Annotated in this window: 26 protein-coding genes, 1 tRNA gene and 1 pseudogene; 15 read left to right on the forward strand and 13 right to left on the reverse strand. The window is 61.3% G+C overall.

All coding sequences use genetic code 11. From position 1 onward, the window contains the following. Positions 1 to 37: 37 nt before the first annotated feature. Entirely contained in the window at positions 38 to 832 is a 795-nt protein-coding gene (locus Q1K31_RS07050; protein WP_300378204.1) for an SDR family NAD(P)-dependent oxidoreductase, read from the forward strand. 3 nt (positions 833 to 835) lie between these two features. Here Q1K31_RS07050 and Q1K31_RS07055 read toward each other — a convergent pair whose 3' ends face one another. Next, positions 836 to 1,276, reverse strand: coding sequence for a cupin domain-containing protein (locus tag Q1K31_RS07055; protein ID WP_300378206.1), 441 nt, complete (start codon positions 1,274 to 1,276; stop codon positions 836 to 838). A gap of 3 nt (positions 1,277 to 1,279) precedes the next feature. Further along, a complete protein-coding gene (gene gloB / locus Q1K31_RS07060; protein WP_300378208.1) occupies positions 1,280 to 2,041 on the reverse strand; it encodes a hydroxyacylglutathione hydrolase in 762 nt (253 codons plus the stop codon). Between the two features lie 45 nt (positions 2,042 to 2,086). Here gloB and Q1K31_RS07065 point away from each other — a divergent pair, with 45 nt between their 5' ends. Continuing rightward, positions 2,087 to 2,920: a methyltransferase domain-containing protein gene (locus tag Q1K31_RS07065; RefSeq protein WP_300378210.1), complete on the forward strand. Its 834-nt coding sequence runs from the start codon at positions 2,087 to 2,089 to the stop codon at positions 2,918 to 2,920. Positions 2,921 to 2,925: 5 nt separating this feature from the next. Continuing rightward, positions 2,926 to 3,270 (forward strand): P-II family nitrogen regulator, encoded by a 345-nt coding sequence (locus Q1K31_RS07070; RefSeq protein ID WP_300378212.1) that lies wholly within the window; start codon positions 2,926 to 2,928, stop codon positions 3,268 to 3,270. Positions 3,271 to 3,350: 80 nt separating this feature from the next. On the opposite strand, the gene Q1K31_RS07075 is transcribed toward Q1K31_RS07070, so the two are convergent. Continuing rightward, a complete protein-coding gene (locus Q1K31_RS07075) occupies positions 3,351 to 3,956 on the reverse strand; it encodes a methionine biosynthesis protein MetW (protein WP_300378214.1) in 606 nt (201 codons plus the stop codon). Then, on the reverse strand, positions 3,956 to 5,092 hold the full coding sequence (locus tag Q1K31_RS07080) for a homoserine O-acetyltransferase (RefSeq protein ID WP_300378216.1): 1,137 nt from the start codon (positions 5,090 to 5,092) through the stop codon (positions 3,956 to 3,958). Before Q1K31_RS07080 ends, Q1K31_RS07075 begins: the two co-directional genes overlap by 1 nt. Before the next feature lie 132 nt (positions 5,093 to 5,224). Between Q1K31_RS07080 and Q1K31_RS07085 the strand changes: the two genes are divergently transcribed. The 4 genes from Q1K31_RS07085 to Q1K31_RS07100 all read left to right on the forward strand — a co-directional run bounded on the left by Q1K31_RS07085 (position 5,225) and on the right by Q1K31_RS07100 (position 8,931). After that, complete coding sequence (locus tag Q1K31_RS07085) at positions 5,225 to 6,046, forward strand: alpha/beta hydrolase (RefSeq protein ID WP_300378218.1); 822 nt, start codon at positions 5,225 to 5,227, stop codon at positions 6,044 to 6,046. A gap of 97 nt (positions 6,047 to 6,143) precedes the next feature. Continuing rightward, positions 6,144 to 7,226 (forward strand): histidinol-phosphate transaminase, encoded by a 1,083-nt coding sequence (gene hisC / locus Q1K31_RS07090; RefSeq protein ID WP_300378220.1) that lies wholly within the window; start codon positions 6,144 to 6,146, stop codon positions 7,224 to 7,226. A gap of 3 nt (positions 7,227 to 7,229) precedes the next feature. Beyond that, on the forward strand, positions 7,230 to 8,165 hold the full coding sequence (locus tag Q1K31_RS07095) for a prephenate/arogenate dehydrogenase family protein (RefSeq protein WP_300378222.1): 936 nt from the start codon (positions 7,230 to 7,232) through the stop codon (positions 8,163 to 8,165). Positions 8,166 to 8,454: 289 nt separating this feature from the next. Beyond that, positions 8,455 to 8,931: a hypothetical protein gene (locus tag Q1K31_RS07100; protein WP_300378224.1), complete on the forward strand. Its 477-nt coding sequence runs from the start codon at positions 8,455 to 8,457 to the stop codon at positions 8,929 to 8,931. A gap of 15 nt (positions 8,932 to 8,946) precedes the next feature. Here Q1K31_RS07100 and Q1K31_RS07105 read toward each other — a convergent pair whose 3' ends face one another. Both Q1K31_RS07105 and Q1K31_RS07110 read right to left on the reverse strand, forming a co-directional pair. After that, on the reverse strand, positions 8,947 to 9,654 hold the full coding sequence (locus Q1K31_RS07105) for an SDR family NAD(P)-dependent oxidoreductase (protein WP_300378226.1): 708 nt from the start codon (positions 9,652 to 9,654) through the stop codon (positions 8,947 to 8,949). Positions 9,655 to 9,828: 174 nt separating this feature from the next. Next, positions 9,829 to 9,915, reverse strand: a tRNA-Leu gene (locus tag Q1K31_RS07110). Between the two features lie 96 nt (positions 9,916 to 10,011). On the opposite strand from Q1K31_RS07110, the gene Q1K31_RS07115 reads away from it, so the two are divergent. Then, positions 10,012 to 10,614 carry an exopolysaccharide biosynthesis protein gene (locus Q1K31_RS07115; protein WP_300378228.1) on the forward strand — a complete coding sequence of 201 codons (603 nt, stop codon included), beginning with the start codon at positions 10,012 to 10,014 and terminating at the stop codon, positions 10,612 to 10,614. A gap of 88 nt (positions 10,615 to 10,702) precedes the next feature. Continuing rightward, positions 10,703 to 11,221 (forward strand): disulfide bond formation protein B, encoded by a 519-nt coding sequence (locus Q1K31_RS07120; protein ID WP_300378230.1) that lies wholly within the window; start codon positions 10,703 to 10,705, stop codon positions 11,219 to 11,221. Between the two features lie 15 nt (positions 11,222 to 11,236). Here Q1K31_RS07120 and Q1K31_RS07125 read toward each other — a convergent pair whose 3' ends face one another. Continuing rightward, positions 11,237 to 11,698, reverse strand: a complete 462-nt coding sequence (locus tag Q1K31_RS07125; protein ID WP_300378232.1) for a DUF3429 domain-containing protein — start codon at positions 11,696 to 11,698, stop codon at positions 11,237 to 11,239. 137 nt (positions 11,699 to 11,835) lie between these two features. On the opposite strand from Q1K31_RS07125, the gene Q1K31_RS07130 reads away from it, so the two are divergent. The 3 genes from Q1K31_RS07130 to lpdA all read left to right on the forward strand — a co-directional run bounded on the left by Q1K31_RS07130 (position 11,836) and on the right by lpdA (position 14,428). After that, a complete protein-coding gene (locus Q1K31_RS07130; RefSeq protein WP_300378234.1) occupies positions 11,836 to 12,480 on the forward strand; it encodes a hypothetical protein in 645 nt (214 codons plus the stop codon). 97 nt (positions 12,481 to 12,577) lie between these two features. After that, the gene (locus Q1K31_RS07135) at positions 12,578 to 12,940 is read left to right on the forward strand and encodes a hypothetical protein (RefSeq protein ID WP_300378236.1); all 363 of its coding nucleotides are present in this window, start codon (positions 12,578 to 12,580) and stop codon (positions 12,938 to 12,940) included. Between the two features lie 84 nt (positions 12,941 to 13,024). Continuing rightward, positions 13,025 to 14,428 (forward strand): dihydrolipoyl dehydrogenase, encoded by a 1,404-nt coding sequence (gene lpdA / locus Q1K31_RS07140; protein ID WP_300378237.1) that lies wholly within the window; start codon positions 13,025 to 13,027, stop codon positions 14,426 to 14,428. Positions 14,429 to 14,509: 81 nt separating this feature from the next. Here lpdA and rpsP read toward each other — a convergent pair whose 3' ends face one another. The 4 genes from rpsP to Q1K31_RS07160 all read right to left on the reverse strand — a co-directional run bounded on the left by rpsP (position 14,510) and on the right by Q1K31_RS07160 (position 17,857). After that, positions 14,510 to 15,034, reverse strand: coding sequence for a 30S ribosomal protein S16 (gene rpsP / locus Q1K31_RS16625; protein ID WP_367187531.1), 525 nt, complete (start codon positions 15,032 to 15,034; stop codon positions 14,510 to 14,512). A 228-nt stretch (positions 15,035 to 15,262) separates the two neighbouring features. Further along, positions 15,263 to 15,559 (reverse strand): chorismate mutase, encoded by a 297-nt coding sequence (locus Q1K31_RS07150; RefSeq protein WP_300378239.1) that lies wholly within the window; start codon positions 15,557 to 15,559, stop codon positions 15,263 to 15,265. Beyond that, entirely contained in the window at positions 15,556 to 17,055 is a 1,500-nt protein-coding gene (ffh, locus tag Q1K31_RS07155) for a signal recognition particle protein (protein ID WP_300378241.1), read from the reverse strand. The genes Q1K31_RS07150 and ffh overlap by 4 nt, the downstream gene beginning before the upstream one ends. A 208-nt stretch (positions 17,056 to 17,263) precedes the next feature. Further along, positions 17,264 to 17,857 (reverse strand): GNAT family protein, encoded by a 594-nt coding sequence (locus Q1K31_RS07160; protein ID WP_300378243.1) that lies wholly within the window; start codon positions 17,855 to 17,857, stop codon positions 17,264 to 17,266. Between the two features lie 243 nt (positions 17,858 to 18,100). Between Q1K31_RS07160 and Q1K31_RS07165 the strand changes: the two genes are divergently transcribed. Next, positions 18,101 to 19,009 carry a hydrogen peroxide-inducible genes activator gene (locus Q1K31_RS07165; RefSeq protein WP_300378245.1) on the forward strand — a complete coding sequence of 303 codons (909 nt, stop codon included), beginning with the start codon at positions 18,101 to 18,103 and terminating at the stop codon, positions 19,007 to 19,009. 6 nt (positions 19,010 to 19,015) lie between these two features. On the opposite strand, the gene Q1K31_RS07170 is transcribed toward Q1K31_RS07165, so the two are convergent. Next, a complete protein-coding gene (locus Q1K31_RS07170; protein WP_300378247.1) occupies positions 19,016 to 20,332 on the reverse strand; it encodes a dicarboxylate/amino acid:cation symporter in 1,317 nt (438 codons plus the stop codon). Positions 20,333 to 20,461: 129 nt separating this feature from the next. On the opposite strand from Q1K31_RS07170, the gene Q1K31_RS07175 reads away from it, so the two are divergent. Both Q1K31_RS07175 and Q1K31_RS07180 read left to right on the forward strand, forming a co-directional pair. After that, positions 20,462 to 22,258 carry a glycosyltransferase family 39 protein gene (locus Q1K31_RS07175; RefSeq protein WP_300378249.1) on the forward strand — a complete coding sequence of 599 codons (1,797 nt, stop codon included), beginning with the start codon at positions 20,462 to 20,464 and terminating at the stop codon, positions 22,256 to 22,258. Between the two features lie 45 nt (positions 22,259 to 22,303). After that, positions 22,304 to 22,675, forward strand: coding sequence for a hypothetical protein (locus Q1K31_RS07180; RefSeq protein WP_300378251.1), 372 nt, complete (start codon positions 22,304 to 22,306; stop codon positions 22,673 to 22,675). On the opposite strand, the pseudogene Q1K31_RS07185 reads toward Q1K31_RS07180, so the two are convergent. Next, positions 22,672 to 22,952: pseudogene (locus Q1K31_RS07185) on the reverse strand (hypothetical protein); the annotation flags it as partial. The gene Q1K31_RS07180 and the pseudogene Q1K31_RS07185 sit on opposite strands and share 4 nt — an antisense overlap.

Below are 22,952 nucleotides of genomic sequence, written 5' to 3' on the forward strand. Positions count from 1 at the left end.
TCAAATCGGGGGCGGCACGGCAGATGGGAGGCAAGCCATGAGGAAGCGTTTTGAACACAGGGTCGTCCTGATTACAGGCGCAGCAAAAGGAATTGGCCGGCAGGCGGCACTCAGCTTTGCCGCCGAAGGGGCAGAAATCGTCGCGACCGATATCGAAACCGAAGCTGGCGAAACCCTCGTTTCCGAAATCGAAGCGGCCGGCGGTACAGCGAAATTCCTGAAGCATGATGTGACGTCGGAGGAGAACTGGATCCGCGTTATCGACAGCGTCCGCCAGCGTCAGGGGCGCCTTGATGTGCTCATCAACAATGCAGGCATCGGCATGACGGGTCTTGCCCACGAGATGGAGTTCTCGCTCTGGCGTAAGATGATGTCGGTCAATGTGGACGGGGTCTTTCTTGGAGTGAAGCATGCCCTGCCGCTGATGAAAGAGGCCGGGCAGGGCAATGTTATCAATGTCTCATCGGTTGCCGGGCTGCGTTCAACCGCCAATTTCTCCTGCTATTGCGCGACCAAGGCAGCTGTTCGCAGCTTCACCAAGTCCGTCGCGCTTGAATGCGCCGAGGCGAAAGACGGCATCCGCGTCAATTCCATCCATCCCGGTATCATCTCGACGGCAATCTGGGACACGCTGATCGGCACGGAGGAAGATGAGGCGAGTGAAATGCCGCGCGATGCGACGCTTGCGGGTATGACCGGGGAGGGCGTTCCGTTCGGGCGGACGGGCAGCATACAGGAGATCGTCAACGGGCTGCTTTTCCTTGCCTCCGACGAAAGTAGCTACATGACCGGCGCGGAGCTCGTCCTGGATGGCGGGTTGACGGCAGGCTGACGGTCAGACCTCCGGGCGCCACCCTTCCGGCGCAAGCTCAAAGCCTGCAAAGTCGAAGCCCGGCGCGACGAAGCAGCTGACAAGTGTCCATGCGCCAAGGCTTTCAGCCGTCTGCCAGTGGCCTTTCGGTACAACATCGTGCGGGCGCTGGCCTGCGCGCAGGTCAGGGCCGAGCATCTTCGCCTCCGCGCCTTTGCCGTCGGGCGGGGAAAGCGTCAGTGAGAGCGGGCCGCCAGCATGCCAGGCCCAGACCTCGTCAGCATCGACACGGTGCCAGGCGGAGAGTTCGTCAGCCTGAAGCAGGTAATAGATCGTCGTGCACGCGCCGCGGCCTTCGCCGGGGCTGCGATACATCTCCACGAAATGCCCACCCTCAGGGTGTGCGGACATACCCAGCAGGCGGATAATCTCGTTTGCGCCAAGGTCGCCGGAGATGGCCGGCATCGCCTAGAATGTATCCTTGCGGTGGCGGATTTCCGCAAAAGTCGACACCGGGTCGCCGGGATGGCCCATTGCTTCCTGCATGGCCGGGTCATCGGCACGAAGGAATGGATTGGCCTCCAGCTCGCGTGACATCTGCGTCGGGACAGTCCACTCCCCGTTCTGGCGGCGTGCCTTCACTTCATCGGCATAGGCGGTGAGTTTCGAATTATCCGGATCGACGCTGAGCGCAAACTCCGCATTCTTCGCTGTGTATTCATGTGCGCAATAGATGGTGGTCTCCGGCGGCAGTGCCTTCAGCCGGGAAAGGCTCTCCCACATCATCTTCGCATCGCCCTCGAACACCTTGCCACAGCCAAGCGCAAACAGGGCATCGCCCACGAAAGCGGTCTGGGCCTCGGGCACATGAAAGGCAATGTGGCCCAGCGTGTGGCCCGGTACGTCGAGGACATGCACACCAAGATTGCCGATTTTGAACGTGTCGCCGCCGCCAAGCTGTTCATCAATACCGGGAATTTTTCCGGCTTCGCCGACTGGCCCGCGGATCTTGCAGCCGGTGGCTTCCTTGATCTTCAGGTTGCCGCCGGCATGGTCGGGATGCCAGTGCGTGTTCCAGATTTCGTCGATGGTCCAGCCAAGCGCTTCGGCTTCGGCCAGATACTTTTCACCATCGGGCGTATCGATTGCCACGGTCGTGCCCGTTTCGCGGTCGCGGACGAGAAAACCGTAATTATCATTCAGGCAGGGGAATTGGTGTATGTCGAGCATGCCCCTATTTAACGCTAAGAAGGCGTGGTGAAACAAGGGTTATTGATGAGACTTGCCGCAAGCGATCTCGAAGACTTCTATGCCAGCCGCCTTGGCAAGGCGGTGGATTTCCTCCTGATGAAACGCATGGGAGATCTGTGGGGCGACTGCAAGAACCTCAACGTGCTCGGCATGGGCTATGCGCGCCCGCTGCTGCTCGGTTATGCCGGAACGGCTAAGGCCTGTATCGCGACAACGCCGCATCTGGGCAGGGAGACGGCATGGTCTGCGACAGAGCGCGGAATCTCCGCCTGTCTTGCAGCCGAAGACAGGCTTCCCTTCGCTGACGGTGCGTTCGAGCGGATCATCCTGCTCCATGCCATCGAGGAGGCTGACAGTCCCCGCGCCGTGCTGCGCGAAGCCTGGCGCCTCCTGGCTCCGGAGGGGCGGATGCTCGTTGCCGTGGCGAACCGCAAGGGGCTCTGGTCCCTGTTCGAGAATACGCCCTTCGGTCATGGCCGGCCATGGACGCGCCGCCAGCTCATCGCCTATCTGAACGACCACCTCTTCCAGGTCACGGCGAGTACGACGGCCGTTCACCTGCCGCCCGTGAAATGGGGACCGCTTGCTGCGGGCGCGGAAGGCTGGGAACGTGTCGGCGAGCTTCTGACGCCGGGTTTCGGCGGCGTGGTCATGGTCGAAGCGGTCAAGAGGCTGTATGCCAGACCGGGAGGTGGCGCGCCTGCCACGGTGAGCGATGTCGTGCCGGGGCGCAAAGGAGTGGCACCACTGCCTAGAAAAGAGGCAGAGGTGGAAAGCGTTGAAACACATCGTAATTCGCGCGTTGACCGTTCAGAAAGCGCGCGCTTTCATCAACATGTTGCAGATTTGGAGGCTTAGGGGCCATGAAACTCATTACCGCCATTTTCAAGCCAAGCCGGCTTGATGCCGTTATCGATGCTCTCAGCGAGGCCGGTGTTGCCGGCCTGACCGTTTCAGAGGTGCGCGGCTATGGCCGCCAGCAGGGCAAGACGGAAGTCTATCGTGGCGCGGAATACGAGGTGCGCCTTCTTCCGAAGGTAAAAGTGGAGGTCGCTTGCGCCGCCGGTGACATCGACCGTCTGTCCGAGGCGATTATCGCGGCGGCCAATACGGGCACCATCGGTGACGGCAAGATTTTCGTCTCGGGGCTGGATTCGGTCATCCGTATCCGCACGGGCGAGAAAGACGAGCAGGCGCTCGCCAACTAGGCGTTTCGTCTCTCACGCATGATGCAGGACAAGCCGGCTGGAGGTCAGGGCCAGCCGGCTTTTTCATGTCTTCAGGAATTTCAGGTCCGGCGCAGGTGCAGGATGACCTCGTCTGCGCCCCAGTTGAGGCGCGACAGTCCGTTCTTGCGGAACGCGCCGACCCTGTTGGCCTGCATCGGGGCCATGGCGACGGTTTCCAGCCCAAGCGCCCGGGTCAGGTCGATCATGTCGCGTGCCGTGGAAGGGTGTAGCGCGCCCTCGTCATGCCAGTCGCGGTGGCCTGGCATCCGTCCGGATGTGACAAGCGAGAAGCGCCGCTGCCAGAGGCCGAAATTGCGGAAGGAGACGATCATTTCCGGGGCAATCCGTGCCAGTTCCTCAAGCACGAAGACCGGGCGGCGCATCTGCTGGATTGCCTTGGACAGGATGGCGACGTCGAAGCCATTGTCCGGAAAGACCCCAAGGTCGCTGTCAGCATCCCCCTGAATGACAGAAAGTCCGCGTGCAAGCGCGACACCGGCTTCTTCCGGAGACAGTTCCAGCCCCCGTGCATTGACCTGTTTCTCCTGCTTCAGGAGCGCAAGGAGGTCGCCATTGCCACAGCCCACATCGAGGACATTTGCGCCCTGCGGCACGCGGGTGACGATCGCCCGGTGGTCGGCCCGGATGGAGGTATCAAGCGCCATCAGATCCCCCGCTGGTCGGCATTGGCCGTGAGGAAGCCTTCAAGGGCGTCTTCATAGATCGGCTCTTCAAGGAGAAAAGCGTCATGGCCCTTGTCGGATTCGATCTCGAGATAGCTCACCTCTGCCCCGGCCGCTGCCAGCGCCCGCGTAATCTCGCGGCTGGCGACCGGCGGATAATGCCAGTCAGACGTAAACGAGAACAGGCAGAAGCGTACCGGCGTGCCCTTGAAGGCGTCTGCCAGACGTCCGTCATAGCGCGAGGCAAGGTCGAAATAGTCCATCGCACGGGTGACATAAAGATACGAGTTGGCATCGAACCGGTCGACGAAGGAGTGGCCCTGATAGCGCAGGTATGACTCGACCTGGAAGTCAGCATCAAAGCTGAAGCTCGCCTGGTCCCGGTCCTGCAGTCCGCGATCGAACTTCCGTTTCAGCGCGCTTTCCGAGACATAGGTGATGTGCGCCGCCATGCGTGCAATGGCGAGCCCCCGTCCGGGGCGCTTCCCCTCGGCCAGGTAATGGCCGTCACACCATTCTGAGTCGGCCATGATGGCCTGCCGGCCAACTTCGTAGAACGCGATGTTCTGTGCTGAATGACGGGCTGCGGTTGCGATGGGAACAGCTGTATAGACCTTTTCCGGCACTTGCACGGCCCATTCAAGCGCCTGCATCCCGCCCATCGATCCGCCCATGACAGAAAACAGGCTGTCAATCCCGAGTGCATCGACGAATGCGCGTTGCGCGCGAACCATGTCGCCGATGGTGATGACCGGAAAGCGCGTGCCCCATGGCTTGCCGTCCGGCCCCGGTGAGGCTGGCCCTGTCGTGCCCATGCAGCCGCCAAGCACATTGGTGGCGATGACATGGTAGCGGTTGGTGTCGATCGGCTTGCCCGGCCCGATCATGCGCGGCCACCAGGCCGGTCGTCCGGTGACGACATTTTCCGACCCTGCAAACTGGTCACCTGTCAGCGCGTGACAGATCAGGATGGCATTGGTCCTGTCGGCATTCAGCTCGCCCCAGGTCTCATAGGCGATCTGCACGGTTTCGAGCCGCTCACCGCAATCGAGCGGCAGCGGGTCGGGGAGCGTCAGGTGCCTCACCTCGCTCAGGGGAGTGCGTCCACTATCTGGCATCGCGCCTGACGTGTCCGGACTGAACAGAGAAGTCAAGCAGTCACAAATGCTTGAAGGAAATCTGAGGAACGTCCCGGCCTGTCTGTTCATTCCATTTCTCAGAACAATCAGCTGACAGGAAGGACATGAAATATGCCGTATATCAAAGGCGCTAATGACACCGAAATTTATGTGAAGGATTGGGGCGATGGGCGCCCGATTGTCCTCATCCATGGCTGGCCGCTGAATGCGGACAGCTGGGAATATCAGGCCGTAAAGCTGGCTGAAGAAGGCTTTCGCGTCGTCTCCTATGACCGCCGCGGTTTCGGGCGTTCGGCTCAGCCCTGGGGCGGCTATGACTATGACACGATGTCCGATGACCTTGCCGCCGTCATCAGTTCGCTTGGGCTGAAGGACGCGACGATTGCCGGTTTCTCGATGGCAGGGGGCGAAGTGTCGAAATACATGTCCCGCCATGATGGCAAGAACGTCAAGAAGGCTGCGCTGATCTCCTCGATCGCGCCGTATATGCTCCAGACTGATGACAATCCCGATGGCGCGCCGGGGGATGTCTTCGAGGGCATCAAGGACGGCCTGCGCAAGGACCGGCAGGATTTCCTGCGGAACTTTTTCAACGATTTCTATGGACAGGGCACGGATGCAGGCGGCGTCTCGCAGGCACAGCTCGACTGGACCTGGGGCATGGCGATGCTGGCCAGCCCGAAGGCGACGCTCGACTGTGTCGATGCCTTTGGCAGGACCGATCTTCGCCCGGACATGGAGGCGTTCGATGTGCCGACACTTGTCATCCACGGCACCGGAGATCAGACCGTCCCAATTGATCCGACGGCGCGCAAGGCGGCCGAACTGATCAAGGATGCAACGCTGAAAGAGTATGAAGGCGCACCGCACGGGCTGACGGCAACGCACGCCGACAAGCTGACAGGAGACCTTCTGGAGCTCCTGAAAGCATAATTCCCTGAAGAGCTGTACGGCCCGGCATTCACAGGCGGTCTCTTGATTTTCGTGCGATCCTTGGCCACGAGGATCAGCCAGACAAGGAGCCAAGTGAATGACCGGGCCGAAGCCGCTTTCAAATATCCTCGAAATCACGCCCTATAAGGGTGGTCAGAAACTCGACCATGGCTGGAAGCTGTCGTCGAATGAAAACCCGCTGGGCTGTAGCGAAGCCGCGCGTGAGGCGCTGATAAAGGCTGCCCAGCATCCGGAAATCTATCCGGACGGGTCCGCCTTTGCCGTGCGTCAGGCCATCGGCAAGAAGTACGGGATTGATCCGGACAGGATCGTCTGTGGTGCCGGGTCCGACGAGATTTTCCAGCTGCTCGGCCGGGCCTATCTACAGCCGGGCGATGAGATCATCCAGTCCCAGCACGGATTCCTCGTCTACAAGCTCGTCGCCCAGCAGGCCGGGGCTGCCTGTATCAAGGCTCCCGAAAAAGAGCTGACGGCAGATGTCGATGCGATCCTGGACCGGGTCACCGACAAGACGAAAATCGTCTTCCTCGCCAACCCGAACAATCCGACCGGCACCTATATCCCGTATGACGAGGTCAAGCGCCTGCACAAGGGGCTGCGGGACGACATCCTGCTGGTGCTCGACGGGGCCTATGCCGAATATGTCCGCCAGAACGACTATGCCGCCGGCATGGAAATGGCCGGGGAAGAGCCGAACGTACTCGTCACCCGTACATTCTCGAAAATTCACGGGCTTGCCGGCCTGCGTCTCGGCTGGGCTTACGGGCCTGAAAGCGTGATCGACGCGATCCACCGCGTGCGCGGCCCGTTCAACGTCACATCTGTGGCCCAGGCGGCTGCGATTGCGGCGCTGGATGATGACGAATTCGTCGCGGAATCGGCAGATCACAACAATTCCGAGCTGGACCGGATGACGCCCGCGCTCGAGGAAATGGGCTTCAAGGTCTATCCCAGCGTCTGTAACTTCCTGCTGATCGAGTTCTCTGATCGCGATGGTCAGCGCGCGGAGGATGCCGACGCGTTCCTGCGTTCGCGCGGGATCGTGATCCGCGACATGGTCGCTTACGGCCTGCCGAACTGCATGCGTCTGACGATTGGCACCAGACAGGCGAATGACGAAGTCCTGCAGGCTTTCAAAGACTTCGCAAAGGCAGGCTGATCCATGGCCGGGCCAGCGTTTGAAAAAATCGCCATCATGGGCGCTGGCCTCATCGGCTCATCCATTGCGCATGCCGCACGTGAAGCTGGCGCGGCACGTCACGTGGTCCTCTATGACAGCAGTGAGGATGTCCGTACCCGTGCAGCCGGCCTGGGCCTCGGCGATGTCGTCGGCACGCCCGCTGAAGCCTGTCAGGATGCAGGCGCGATTTTCCTCTGCGTCCCGGTCGGGGCCATTGCTGAGACGACACAGGCTATCGCGCCGCACATGTCCAGGGGCGCGATCTTGACGGATGTCGGCTCGGTCAAGGAAAGCGCCCTCTCGGCCATGCAGGATCATTGCCCGGCGGGTGTGCATCTCATTCCCGGCCACCCGATTGCGGGGACAGAGAAGTCCGGGCCCGAAGCAGGCTTTGCAACGCTGTTCCGCAATGCCTGGCATATTCTCACGCCCTTGCCTGCCCAGGAAGAAACCTACAATTCAGCCGTCGACCGGCTGGCGGGGTTCTGGGAAATGCTGGGGGCCAAAGTAGAAATCATGGACGCAGCCCGCCATGACCGCGTTCTGGCCATCACCTCCCACCTGCCGCACCTGATTGCCTATAATATCGTCTCGACCGCCTATGACATGGAAAGTGTCGGCGAGGGCGAGGTGGTGAAATACTCCGCAGGTGGCTTCCGGGACTTTACCCGGATTGCCGCGTCAGACCCGGTCATGTGGCGGGATGTCTTCCTCAATAACAAGGACGCCGTCCTGGAGACGCTTGGCCGTTTCAGTGAGGATCTGGCCGCCCTGCAGCGCGCGATCCGCTGGGGGGATGGCGACACGCTCATGCGCGAATTTGAACGCGCACGCGGGATCCGCAAGGCCATCATCGAAGCTGGCCAGGACAGCGCGGTTGCCAATTTCGGTCGCAATAGCGACGAAACCGAAACCTAGGCAATGGGAGAGGGGGACGGGTGGAACGGCCCGCTGTCCCCTCAAGCGTCGACCGTCCCGCCAAAAAGCATTCTGCGCGATTGGCTCGCGCCTTGACCAATCCAGAAGAGCTGGTCAGCGCGTACCCGTACGACGTGCAAGCCCGTGTACAGGGAACACGAACCGGCACTGGGAGTTTTCATAACAGGTGCTGACTGAACACAGGCCCAACCTGTTTGTTGCGGCGTGTTCATCGCAAAGTTCCAGGCCAGCCTTTCGGCTCACAGACTTACATGGCAGAAGTGACATCATGATCAGATCCATACTCATCGCGGGACTCCTTGCTTCCGGCGCCGTTGCCTGCACCACGGCAAAACCTTATGGCCCGGCCTCTTCACCAAGTTCGCAAGGGTTCAGTGTCCAGCCTATCGAATCCAACCGCTACCGGGTGAGCTATACCGCGCTCAGTCCTGAACAGGCACGCCAGTATGCGCTGCGCCGGGCGGCTGAAGTGACGCTTGAAAATGGTGGAGACTGGTTCCGCGTGGTGCGCGGTTACACCGATGCGAGCCGGGCCGGCGGCTCACGTTCGTCTGTATCTGTTGGTGGCTCAAGTTCGACGGGGACGTATTCCGGCGTCGGTGTTGGCGTTGGTATCGGCATACCAATCGGCGGCAGTTCGGAGAAAGTCACCGAGAGCCTTGAAATTATCTCCGGCTCAGGCACGCGACCCGAAGGTGCTGACGTCTATGATGCCAACTCCGTGCTGATCAACACGGCCGGATAATCTGAATTTGCTGTCTCAGGGGGCAATTTCCTCGCCCTGCCAGTCATAGAGACGGCCTGTGTGCTCTGGTGTGAGCCTTTCGATGACACCGATCAGGTACCCTGCCGCTTTATTGGGCGTAAATAGCTGTCTGTCTGGCACATTGCCCTGGAACGGAGCTGACAGGCCTGTATCGACAGTGCCGGGATGCAGCCCCACGCAGATGGACTGGTCATTCTTGCGCTGTTGCTCAATCGCGAAATTGCGGATCAGCATGTTCAGGGCCGCCTTGGAGGCCCGATAGGCGTGCCAGCCGCCGAAGCCGTTATCGCTAATGGAGCCGACCCGTGCAGAAAGGGCCGCAAATACTGTACGACCTTCGCGCGGCATCTTCGGCAAGAAGTGTTTTGCGACCAGGCCCGGCCCGAACGTATTGATCCGGAACACCTCTTCATAAGTGTCCAGGCTCTGATGACGCCAGGATTTTTCCGGCGTGAGCCTGTCGCCATCGGACAGAATGCCAGAGGCCACAATCACCAGATCTGGGTCTTCAACTGTGTCTGCGGCGGCTTTTATGCTGGCCTCGTCGAGAATATCGATCCTGCCGGGCATGACCCCTTCCGGCCATTCGCCACCACCCGAACGCGAGAGGGCATGAACGCGGCTGCCATACCCACCTTCGGCAAGGCTGAGCGTTAATGCGCGCCCGATCCCGCCTGTCGCCCCTATGATGACGGCTGACATGATGTGCTCCTTCGGCTTGTTCAGGAGAGGACATAGGCCCCGAGGGCAATGTGGAAATGGGGTTGCGGCAAAGCCGCGATACGGAAACGAAACCGGGATGGCCTCTGCCGGGGCATTCATTTTCTATTTTTGATCCACCGGATCAAAAATTTTGCGAAGCAAACCGAAAATGAATGGTGCCCCGGGCCGGACTTGAACCGGCACTCTGTTGCCAGAAACGGATTTTGAATCCGTCGCGTCTACCAATTCCACCACCGGGGCACGAAGGCGGTTTTGCAAGGGTTGCCTCTGCCCTAACTGGCTTTATGCGTCAATCATCTCGACCAGCCAGCAGAACACGGATAGGCGTTAAGCATCATGACGCAAGACCCGGCGCCCCGGACATTCCTTCAGTCCATCGAAGCCATGGCGGCAGAAGCCCCGGAGCCGGGGTTCTCGCTGCGTGAAATCTTTGACCGTTTGCATGAGCGTGCTTTCGGCGCAGCGCTGTTCATTCTGGCGCTACCGTGCTGCATACCTTTTCTCTACGGGGTTCCGCAGATCGTCTCCTTGCCCATGATGGCGCTGGCTGCGCAGATGCTGGCCGGGCGGGCAGAGCCCTGGCTGCCGGAGAAGTTCGCCCGGCGTATGATCGACCGGAAGGGCCTTGAGCGCACCGCACGTGGCGGGCGCAAATGGTTCGGCTGGCTGGAAAAAGTCGCCCGTCCGCGGCTGACCTTCCTGATGGGACCGCGAGGGGAGCGCGTGATCGGCCTGCTGCTCGTTATCTTCTGTGCTTCCATACTCGTGCCCCTGCCGTCGACGAACACCGTGCCGGGTATTGGCGTTGCCATCATCTCGTTCGGCCTGATGGCCCGTGACGGTATCCTCGTCATGCTGGGCACGATTATCGGATCAGCATGGATCGCGACCCTGGCTGCACTTGTCGTGCTCGGTGTGCGAACAGTCTCGGGCGCATGACGGGGCGCGCTTCATCGCCGCATTGTGTGGTTGCGGGCCTTTGGCCATTGTCCCGGTCAGCTGCAACCGGACATGAGGCATAACGCGCATGAGCGCACGATCGGCTGTTCTGAAAACCTGGCGCTGGCCGCTTCTGGCCCTGATCGTCTCCGCCGCGATGCTGGCGGCTGCTCACGCGTTCGAGCATTTCGCCTATCTGCTGCCCTGCCAGCTCTGCCTGCGCCAGCGGGAAGTCTACTGGGCAGCGATTGCCATGTCGGCGACAGGGCTCATCCTCTGGAATGTTCGCCAGAACCGGCGGTTTCTCGTGGCTTTCAACGTCATGCTGGCACTCGTTTTCCTGACAGGGGCCGTGGTTGCGGCCTATCACGCCGGGGTCGAATGGGGCTTCTGGCCTGCCCCCAGCGGCTGTGCAGCCACTGCTGTCGATGTCGTAAACCTGGATCTTGGCACGATCGATGAGCGGACCGCGACTGTCTCGTGTGAGAGCGCGGCCTGGACAATGCTTGGCCTGTCCATGGCAGGCTGGAATGCACTGGTCTCGCTCGGCCTGTCGCTTGTCAGTTTCCGGGCGGCGATGTTCGCCCTGCCGGGCGAGACGGCCTGACGGCCGATTAAGTACTTACAAGCCGTAGGCGTGTATGGCCCAGGCCGCTGTCAGGCTGGCGATGACCAGTATGCTGGCCCAGAGCCGTGCGGGCTTGAACCACGTCGGTACGGTGGAAGATGTCCAGTCCCAGCCAAATTGCAGGGCAAACAGTACCGCATAGACGAGATACCAGACCGGGCCCGGCATCAGGATAATGGCTGGCGGCAGGATGACCCAGCCACCGAGTGCGACCAGCACGGAGACACCCAGCGTCGCCGCAGCCGTGCCGGAAGCGGTCGTAACAGCCATGCCCCAGCGTGCCCCGCCGAGGAAGCTCAGGATCACGGCAGCATAGGTCTGTAGCCAGAGCCCGGCGGTCGCATTGGTCGGCGGGTCGAGGACGGCCATGGCGATCACAAGCCCGATAAAGGGTAAGGCACCAGCCAGTGTCAGCAGGAATGCAGTGCGGCGTAGGGCAGGAATTGGTTCACTCATGATGCCGTCAGTATGGACTTTTCCAGCACGGCGTCCATGGTGACTCACGCAATGGTGAATACAGTCTTAGCGTAACCTGATGAATTCAGTGCACCCATTCATGCGGTATAAATGGGAATAGGTTAGGACATACTCTTATGTCCCGGCGTCTCATAGCCTTCCTGATCTGCGGTCTTGCCATCGTCTTCGCGTTTGGCGCACTGACAGCAATGCGATGGCCGAGTATCATCATGTTCCTGTCGCTATTCTTCCATCCCGATCCTGCGCTGGGCTTTGATGCGATCAACTGGCGTGAACTCGGCATTCTCTATGGCGCGCCGTACTTCCTGGCGGCGCTCTGTTTCTATGCTGCCTCTGTGTCGGTCGCGAACCGGCGGAAGGGAGCTGTGATCTGGTACGTCATCGGCATGGTATCGGCCGTACCTGTCCTGTGGATCGTCGATTTCGAGCCCGGCTGGTGGCAGGATCCGAGCGGTCCGGAAGGGCTGGTGGCAGGCGGCTGCCTTATTATCGCGATGCTTGGTTATGCCGTCCTCCTGTTGCGCAGGGAAGGCCCGTCCCGTGCCGATCTGGAAACCCGTGAAGCTGATGAAGGCGTGACGCTCAGCCAGGCACAGTTCGAAGCCCTCATGGCCCGGACACACCCGCAGGAGACGCAGGAAGCCGCCCCCGAGGCCCAGCCGCGAAGACGTCGTCCGGTCCCGGCCGCCATAGCGCGCCAGCGGGCTCATTTTGCTGCCGAAGGCCGGCGCATGCAGGCCCGCCGGCGACGGGGCGGGTGAGCCGCCGCGCGTTCGAGACATGAATGCTTCTTGTCTTGCAAAAGCCTCCAACTCGCCCTTGGATGAACAAGAGCGCGTTGAACGGGAGGATGGCCTCATGCTGATCAGGCGGCTTGCCGGATTTGTCGGTGTCTGTGTCGCGGTCTGGATGATGTGGGAAACGATCAATCCGATCCTGCGCCAGATTTCCTTTGGCAGCGATCTCGCGACAGAACTCCTCAATCCGCCGGTCTCACTGATCAGGGTGGTCTCGACAAGCCTGATGATCCTGGGTGGTCTTCTGGCGATGGCGGCCCTGCGAGGGGGCGCGTGGCTGTTCACGGTTGGTGCAGTGCTTTTCGGGCTGGCGACGGCCCTTATGGCAGGCTCGGCGGACTATACCCTGTGGCGCGACGAGGCGATCCTTGCCCCGTTCCTCCTGGTGATCTGTGGCGTGCTGGTCTTCTGTCACAGGAAATGAGGCCGCACGAACATTGATTTCGCCGCTCTAGTGCTTAGGTTCGCAAGGCAATTGAACACACTGACCTTTTGAGGCGGATTTCCCATGGCAGAACCTTATGACGTCGTCATTATTGGAGGCGGCCCCGGCGGCTATAACTGTGCGATCCGGGCTGGCCAGCTTGGCCTGAAGACAGCGATCATCGAGAAGCGTGGCACCCTTGGCGGGACATGCCTGAATGTCGGCTGCATTCCGTCAAAGGCCCTGCTGCACGCCTCTGAACTGTTCGAGGCCGCGAAGAACAATTTTGCGGATCTTGGTATCAAGACCGGGAAGATCGATCTCGACCTCAAGCAGATGATGGCCCAGAAGGATGACGCCGTGAAAGGCCTCACCCAGGGCGTCGAATACCTGATGAAGAAGAATAAGGTCGACTACATCAAGGGCTTCGGCAAGATCGCCGGACAGGGCAAGGTCGACGTAGAGGGTGAAGACGGCAAGAACCAGACGCTGGACGCGAAGAACATCGTCATCGCCACCGGGTCTGAGCCGACACCTCTGCCGAATGTCGAGATTGACGAGGAACGCGTCGTCACGAACCGCGGTGCCATCGCGCTGAAGGAAGTGCCCAAGAAGCTCGTCCTTATCGGGGCTGGCGTCATCGGGCTTGAACTTGGCTCTGTCTGGTCGCGGCTTGGTTCGGAAGTGACCGTCGTCGAGTTCCTCGACCGTTCCCTGCCGGGTGCGGACGCCGAGGTGGCCAAGGAAGCCCAGCGCATCTTCAAGAAGCAGGGGCTGGAATTCCGCATGGGCACGAAAGTGACCGGCGTGGAGAAACTGAAAACCAAGCTCAAACTCTTCACCGAACCGGCCAAGGGTGGTGATGAAGAGGTCATCGAGGCGGATGCCGTCATCGTTGCTGTCGGCCGCCGTCCGTACACCGAAGGGCTCGGCCTTGAGAATGTTGGTGGCAAGACGGACAAGCGCGGCGTCATCGAGACGAAAGACCATTTCAAGGTCGCAGACGGTGTCTGGGCGATTGGCGACTGTATTCACGGGCCGATGCTTGCCCACAAGGCCGAGGATGATGGCGCCGCCGTTGCCGAACTGATCGCTGGCAAGGCAGGCCATGTCAATTACGACCTCGTGCCAAGCGTTGTCTACACCAATCCGGAAATCGCATGGGTCGGCAAGACCGAAGCCGAGCTCAAGGAAGAGGGCGTGGAATACAAGAAGGGCAAGTTCCCCTTCCAGGCCAATTCCCGCGCCCGGACAAATCATGAAACGCTTGGCTTCGTGAAAGTCCTCGCTGACAAGAAAACAGACCGCATACTCGGGGCGCACATGATCGGTGTCGGCGTGGGCGAGATGATCCACGAGGTCTGTGTGGCAATGGAGTTCGGTGCAGCTTCCGAAGATGTTGCCCGCACCTGCCATGCTCACCCGACCATGTCCGAGGCCATCCGTCAGGCCGCTATGGGCGTCGAAGGCTGGACCATGCAGATGTAAGGTGGCCGCTGACAGGTCAGCACACAAAAAAAGCCGGGCAGGAAACTGCCCGGCTTGAGTGTTTTTGCGAAAGAGAAAAACCTAGCTGGTCTTCTCTTCTTCGGAAGCTTCGCTTTCGGCAGCGGCTTCTGCGGAGGCTTCGCCTTCAGCAGCAGCTTCGGCCTCTTCAGCCGGGGCTTCTTCCTCGGCCGGAGCATTCTTCGCCTCTTCAGCAGCCTTCTTGGCTTCAGCTTCGGCTTCCTTGCGGGCTTCTTCCTTGTCAGCCTTTTCCTGCAGGCGTTCCTTGGCCTTTGTGCCTGGCTCGCCCTTGTTCGGGTTGTTGCCGTGTTCCCACGCATAGATCGGCTTGGTTTCGCCTTCCAGCGTCATCTGGCTGAGGAAACGTGCGACGCGGTCGGTCGGTACGGCGCCTTTCTTGATCCATTCAGCGGCTTTCGCGCCGTCGATCTTCACGCGGTCTTCGCTGTCCTTGGGCAGGCGCGGATCGTGCGTGCCGATCTTCTCGATGTATCGGCCGTCACGCGGGGCGCGCGAGTCGGCAACGACAACGCGGTAGAAGGGGCGTTTCTTGGACCCGCCGCGGGCGAGCCGGATTTTGAGAGCCATGGTGTATCTCCTTAAGTATCTTATGGCGTCTTCATGAGTGTACTCGTGGCTGATCGCTGGCATTCGCCAGCGGCCACTGCGCCTCTCGCCTTGCTTGTGAGGCAGGGTTGCAGGCGTATTTGTATCCGCTCATCCCGGCGAAGGCCGGGATCTCTTCCAGCGTGTCCCGTACATGCAGCACGAGGTCCCCGCCTGTGCGGGGAAGAGCGGTGAGGGAGGCCGGGGCGATCATTCCTGACCTCCCCGTATCTTCTCATGGTGGCGGATGACTTCTGCCACGATGAAGTTCAGGAATTTTTCCGCGAAAGCCGGGTCGAGCCCGCTCTCGTCGGCAAGGGTCTTCAGCCGTTCGATCTGGCGCGCTTCGCGTGACTTGTCGGCGGGAGGCAGGTCGTGCTCGGCCTTCAGGTGGCCAACCTGCTGGGTCAGCTTGAAGCGTTCAGCCAGCGTGTGCAGCAGGATCGCATCCATATTGTCGATGCTGGCCCGCAGGCGCTCGAGTTCGGGGAGAGCGGGGGAACTCACTTCTTCTTCCCTCCGCCCATGCCGGGGGGAAGGCCGTCGCTGCCGAGGCCAGGCAGTTGTCCGCCGCCCATGCCGCCGCCTGCGCCGCCACCCATGCCGGGCGGGAGCGCCGCGCCTTTACCCATCTTGGCGATATCCGCCTGGCTGACGCCTGCGCCGCCGAGTGCGTTCATCATGCCCTTCATGCCGCCCTTGCCGAGCTTCTTCATCATGTCGGCCATCTGGCGGTGCATCTTCAGAAGGCGGTTCACATCCTGCACGGTCACGCCGGACCCGGCCGCGATGCGCTTGCGCCGGGAGGCATTGAGCAGGGCGGGTTTCTCGCGCTCCTTCTTCGTCATGGAAGAAATGATCGCTTCCTGGCGCTTGATCGTGTTGTCGTCGAGATTGGCGCCCGCCATGGCCTGCTTGGCTTTCTTCGCGCCGGGCAGCATGCCCATGATGCCGCCGAGCCCGCCCATCTTCTGCATCTGGCGCAGCTGGTCGGCGAGGTCGTTCAGGTCGAACTGGCCCTTGCGCATCTTCTGCGCCATGCGTTCGGCTTTTTCCTGGTCGAGCTGGTCGCCGGCCTTCTCCACCAGCGAGACAATATCGCCCTGTCCGAGGATGCGGCCCGCAAGGCGCTTGGCATCGAAGGCATCGAGCCCGTCGAGCTTCTCGCCCGTACCGAGGAACTTGATCGGCAGGCCGGTCACGGCCCGCATGGAAAGCGCCGCACCGCCGCGCGAGTCGCCATCCATCCGCGTGAGCACGAGGCCGGTCAGCGGCAGGCGCTCATGGAAGCGTTTCGCCGTCTCGACCGCGTCCTGACCGGTCAGCGCATCGGCGACGAGCATCGTCTCCTTTGGCTGGGCGATCTTCGCGATCTCGGAGGCTTCTGCCATCATCTGTTCGTCGATGGAGGTCCGGCCCGCAGTATCGAGGAAGACCACGTCATAGCCGCCGAGCTTGGCGGCCTGAAGTGCGCGGCGTGTGATCTCGGCCGGCATCTGGCCTTCGACGATCGGCAGGGAAGAAACATTCTCCCCGCACTGGTCGGCCAGTATGGCAAGCTGTTCCATCGCGGCCGGGCGGCGAACGTCAAGTGACGCAAGAAGCACTTTCTTCTTGTCACGCTCGGCCAGCCGCTTGGCGACCTTGGCGGTCGTCGTCGTCTTACCGGAGCCCTGAAGGCCGGCCATCATGATGATGGATGGCGGATTGTCGACGCGCAGCTGTGTCTGAGCATCCTCGCCGCCGAGCATGTCGACAAGCGCATCGTGAACGATCTTGATGACCTGCTGGCCGGGCTTGACCGAACGGATGACTTCCTCGCCAACCGCGCGTTCCTTCACCTGCGCCATGAAGTCCTTGACCACGGGCAGGGCGACGTCGGCTTCCAGAAGCGCCACGCGAATCTCGCGAAGCGCGGCGTTGACCTCTTTCTCGGTCAGCGCACCGCGCCCTGTCAGCCCGTCGAATATGCCGCCAAGGCGGTCTGTCAGCGCATCAAACATCGCTTGCTCCCTGCTTGCCTCTCCATGCTGGACAGGTAAGCACTCCATACCTTTCGCGCAAAGCGGTGCAGCCCCACTGAGCGAAGTGTCGCCGAGCAGGGGCTTCGCCGGGTTCAAGGCCCCGGAAAAGCGCGCTTTCACTTGTGCGCGGAATTTCAGCGCGCCGTAAAGCACGGTATGGCCGGAAAATCAAGCGTCTGGCAGCGCTTCAGGCGGTGTGGCCATCCTCATCGATCTGCTGGCCGATGCGTTTGACCGTCGCCCGGATCTCGTCATTGATCAGTGACAGGACAGCCATGTCCACCCAGCTGCCATCTGCAAACCGTGAGTGCTGGCGAAGCAGGCCCTCCCGCTGGGCACCAAGACGTTCCACCTTGCCGAGGGCCTGGGCGTTGCGGTCCGGTATCCACCATTCCACACGGCGCGCCCGCCAGTCGATTGCACTCTTCAACATGAGGTAGTGGATATGATCGGTCAGCCCCTCGCCGCGCAGGTCGGGCCTGATCCATATATAGCCGATCCGTATGCGCCGGTGGAGACGGTTGGGCAGAAGGAAAGCGGCGAGCCCGGCAAGGCTGTTGTCGGATTTGAGGCGTGCTGTCAGGCCCAGGCCGATGCCAATCTCAGCCATGCGCAGCGTATGGTTGAAATATGCGTCGAGACTCATGCCGGACGCGACGACCACCATGGAGGTCCACATGTCATCGACAGCCCGGCTTCGCCGGATCTCTTCCCGATCCTCCTCGCGAAGAGCGGCAAGCCGGATACGTGAAGTTTCAAGGCCGTCCGGGGCAAGTTCCATGACTTTCCGAACTGGCGCAGCTGCACCGTAAAATCAATGGGACAGTCGTTAATAAGGGCCTTGAACACAGGAAACTGAGGCGGCCCAGGTTTTTGCACCCGTGGCAACGTCTGTAGCGTACTCTCAATGAGATACCGATTGCCAGGTTCAGGCCGCAATGACGCGCAGGACCGGGAACAGGCCATAATAGTGCCGCGTTATAGAGCGCAAAGATGAAATAATGTGGAGTAATAAAAAGAGTTCATGCATCTTCCGACACTCAGGCAGCTTCAGTTCCTCTGCGCACTGGCGGACGAGAAATCATTTTCACGCGCCGCGGACGTCTGCAATGTAACCCAGCCCACGCTTTCTTCCGCGATCAAGGAGGTTGAAGCGATCCTGGGGGTGCAACTGGTTGAACGAGAGGCCCGTGGGGCTTCACTGACGCGGGCCGGGGAAACGGCTGTCGAGCGTGCCCGGTCCGTCCTGTCGAGCGCGGCTGACCTGGTCGCAGCCGCCCATCAGGCGGGAGCTCCACTGACTGGGCATTTTCATCTCGGCGCCATACCAACTCTCGCTCCGTTTCTCCTGCCGCGCACTTTGTCCAGCCTCCGCTCTGCCCATGACGGGCTTCGCCTCTACTTGCGCGAAGACCAGACGGACAGGCTGATTGAAGGGCTACGAAACAGGTCCCTCGATGCTGCCCTCATCGCATTGCCGTGGGAGGCGGAAGGTATCGAGACGGAAACGCTTGGCGATGACGAGTTTCTCTATATCGGCCCGAAAGATCATAAACTCTCGACAACCGGAAAACTGAAGCCGGAAGATCTGAATGGGGAGGATGTCCTGCTTCTTGAGGATGGCCACTGCCTGCGTGACCATGCGCTCTCAGTCTGCTCGCTGTCACCGACCAGGAATGGGTCTGATGTGGGCGCGACCTCACTTGCGACTCTCGTCCAGATGGTGGCTGGCGGGCTTGGCGTCTCCCTCCTGCCCCGGATCGCTGCGGAAGCGGGCGTAACAGCCGGGACCGATCTCACTATCCGGCATTTCGATACGCCCGTCATCGGCCGCCAGATCGGTATTGCCTGGCGGGCAGGCTCTCCGCGTGAAGAGGAAGCCCGGATGATCGGCGACAGCGTACGGGAAACCCTGGCCGCCTATCAAACCTAGCGCCGCCTAATACCTGTCCTCGGCAACGAAGACCTCTGTATCAATCTCGTTTTCCCAACGGGCAACCACTGTCGAAACAGCAAGGTCACCTGTGACATTGGTCACGGTGCGCATCATGTCCAACAAGCGGTCGAAGGCAAACAGCGGCGCCAGGATAAGCAGCATCTGTTCCGGGGTCGCGCCTATGACGCCGAGCGTCGTTGTCGCCAGGAATAGGCTGACGGAAGGTATGCCTGCTGTGCCGATCGAGACCAGCGTCGCCATCACAGCGACGGTGATGTACATGCCGAAATTCATGTCGATGCCAAGCGCCTGTGCTGCAAACAGCGCGATCAGGCCCTGGTAAAGCGCGGTCCCGTCCATATTGATCGTTGCGCCGAGCGGCAGGACGGATGAGGCAACGGGCTTCTTGATACCGAGATTCTTCTGCGCCACGCTCATTGTTACGGGCAGGGTGCCGCTGGAAGAAGATGTCGAGAAAGCCACCATCTGTGCGTCCGTGATGCCACGATAGAAGGGCAGCAGTGGCAGTTTGGCGATGAACTTCATGAGGAAGCCGTGCGTGATGAGCATGTGCAAGCCGCAGGCGAGATAGAGCGCCAGTGTCATCATGCCGAGTGCGATCACGACATCCAGGCCATACGCGGCCATCACCCACGCCATGAGCGCCATCACGCCATATGGCGCTGTCTCCATGATCAGCAATGTCAGCTTGAGGATCGCCTCAGAAGCGGAATTGAAGGCATCTGCGACCGGCTTGCCGGCTTCGCCGGCCATCAGGATGCCGATGCCGAACATGATCGCGAAGAAGATGACAGGCAGCACATCGCCGCGCGCCATGGCGTCGACCGGGTTGGTCGGCACAATGGCCAGAACAGTGCGCATGATCTGTTCGAAGACGCCTGCGGTTTCCATCGCGCCTGCGCTCTCGAGGCGTTGGCGTGTCGATTCAATATCATCTTGGGAGACGCTTCCGACATCAAAGCCGGCCCCGGGCTGTAGGATTGTGCCGATGACCAGGCCGAGCGTCACGGCCACTGCCGTTGTGCACATGTAGACCCCGATGGCGCGTCCACCGAGACTGCCGAGCTTTTTCGGGTCTCCCATGGAAAGGACACCAGAGACAAGCGTCAGGAAAATCAGGGGAACAACCAGCATACGGATCAGGTTGAGGAACAGGTCGCCAAAGGGCTTGAAATACTCTGCTGCTCTCGCTGAGGCCTCTTCGCTCAGGCCGTAGCGCAAGCCGAGGCCGATCAGCGTGCCGATCACGAGCCCGATCATCACGCGTTTCCAGAGATCCATCCTGAACCAGGCCTTCATACCATACCCCTCAAGCCAAAAACTGCTGGTCAGCGTAGAGTGCGTTGCGGTGAAATCAAATCTGCATCTGACAATTAACAGTGCTTGGGCGTTTCGCCCGCTGACGTTCCAGTCTACAACCGGACCGCTATGGGTTGGATAGACCGCCTCTCGACCGGCTGGAAAGCCTGGGTCCTGCTTTTCGCGCTGACCATTACGGCTGGCGCACCTGGGGTTTTCAACCTGCCCGCGCTCGACCGGGACGAGAGCCGTTTCGCGCAGGCGTCCAAGCAGTATCTGGAAACCGGCGACTATATCACTATCCGATACCAGGATGAGTACCGCAACAAGAAGCCGGCGGGCATTCACTGGTTACAGGCCGGCTCGTCTGCTGCGCTTGGGGAGGGCGAGCGCCTCGATATCTGGACCTACCGCGTGCCCAACTGGATCGGTGTGGGGCTGGCGACCATGGCCTGCTTCTGGCTCGGCATCGCGGCGGTAGGCCGACGAAGTGCGTTCATCGGGGCTGTACTGTTCGGCTCCAGCATGCTGCTCACTTCAGAGGCGCACATCTCCAAGACCGATGGCGTCCTGATTTTCCTGATCACATTGCAGATGGGCTTCCTGCTGAGGCTCTACCTGCGCAAGGACAATGACAGGCGCAACGCGATTGCCTTCTGGGTCGTTCATGGCGCGGGCTTCCTGATCAAGGGACCGGTGATCACACTGGTCGCGGGCATGACCATGCTTGTTCTGTGGCTCTGGGACCGGCGTGACCATCACTGGATGAAGAGCCTCGCCTGGTGGCCCGGCCCGCTGATCAGCGTGCTCATGGTCCTTCCCTGGTTCATCCTCATCCAGATCGCCACGCAGGGCACCTATGTCGAAGGCGCGGTCGGCAAGGATCTCAAGGACAAGCTTGTCTCTGCGTCCGAGGGGCATGGCGGCCTGCCGGGCTACCACCTCCTGCACCTGCCGGCATGGTTCTTCCCGGGCGTGCTGCTGACCGTCCCGGCGATCCTGCTGACCTGGCGCTACCTGCGTCACCGCACACTGGAGTCGCTCGGCGATGTCGACCGTGACGCGCTCAAGTTCCTGGTCGCCTGGCTGGTGACGACGTGGATCTTCTTCGAGCTGCTGCTGACCAAGCTCAGCCATTATATCCTGCCGGCCTATCCGGCGCTCGCGCTGCTGTGCGGCTGGGGCGCGCTGAAGCTGATGGAAGGCAACCGCGCGCCGGTCTCGCGTTATGTCTCGACACTGCTCTTCCTGGTCGGCGGCGTGGCGCTGGCCGGGTTCACCGCCCCCTGGGTGGTCGACCTGTTGCAGGCCGACAAGGCCGGGGACTTCAGGACAGCCACCGCAGAGCAGGTCATGGCGCAGTGGGGGCCTGACGGTGACTATGCGATGTACCTCTGGTGGGCAGGCATCGCCGCGGTCATTCTTGCCGCCATTGCGATGATCGTACGGCGCATCGGCTGGGCGGTGACAGGCGGCGTGGCCGCGGCCCTCCTGCTCGGATGGCAGGCGCGCATATATGTCCTGCCGAACCAGACCTGGATACAGGCGACCGAGACCGCCAAGCTCGCGCTTGAGGAGGTCTGTGGCATCCCGCGCAAGGATTGCGGCGAGACGAAAGGTCCCGACCGCGTGCTGGCGCTTGGCTATGCCGAGCCATCCTATGTCATGACGCTCGGCACACAGAACCTCCACCCGCCGGAGACACCGCTGGATATGCCGGAGGACGCCGCCGTCTATCCGGTGGTCTACCTGGTCAATCTCGAAGATCCGGGCGTTCCGGACCAGTTCGCGCGGGTCGAAGCCTCTGCCGAGGCGCTGGGCCGCTGCTCGACACGCTCAGAGCCATATTACGCGCTCAACTATTCCAATAACGACCCCACCGCCTTCATCGCCGTGCGCTATGAGGCTGACTGCCCGGCCAGCTAGGTTCTGCCTCTGGCGCGACAGGCCAATCTGCGCCTATGATACCGAATGCGGGTGCACAAGGAATACAGCGCCGAACGGGTCATCACCCCGCTCAGCATGGCCGTCCACCGGCCTGTCGGCGGCGGGCTCTGGATGAATGCCGGGGCCTATGAGCCGCCCATGCCGCGCAAGGATGGGGCACGTGGCTGGCCGGTCTGGATACTGGAGGATGGCGGAAAAATCCTGCATTTCGCCTCGACCTTCGAGATGGCGCACGTCGCGCATGTCTTTGCCCGCCGTGTCCTGCCGACCTCCTGGCAGATGTCGAATGAAGCAGGCGGGCCCAACCGGGACTGGGTCTCGCAGCTCGACCCGCACTGGCGCGAATGGCCGGTGCGGCAGGCGGCGGCGGAATGCCTGCGGGCTGTGAGCGGCTAGGCGGGGCTGACAGGCGGCCCGCGCCGGATTTCCGAGGTGAGATGGGCAAGCGCATCCTTCAGCCAGGGCGGTGTGTGGGGTGAGCGATAGCCGGGCGGCCAGCCGGGGCGAACGGGCGAGGTGCGCCCCCGTCCCAGCGGCGGCAGGGCGGCTTTCCGGAGAAGGAAGCGGGCATGACGCCGGGCGAGCTTCTCCGGGTTTTCGAGAATGGCCTGAAGCCCCCGCAGCCGCGCGATGAGCGGCGCGGCGGACGCGTCGTCTTCTGCTGTATCTGTGA

The organism is Henriciella sp., assembly GCF_029936995.1.
Taxonomy (GTDB): domain Bacteria; phylum Pseudomonadota; class Alphaproteobacteria; order Caulobacterales; family Hyphomonadaceae; genus Henriciella.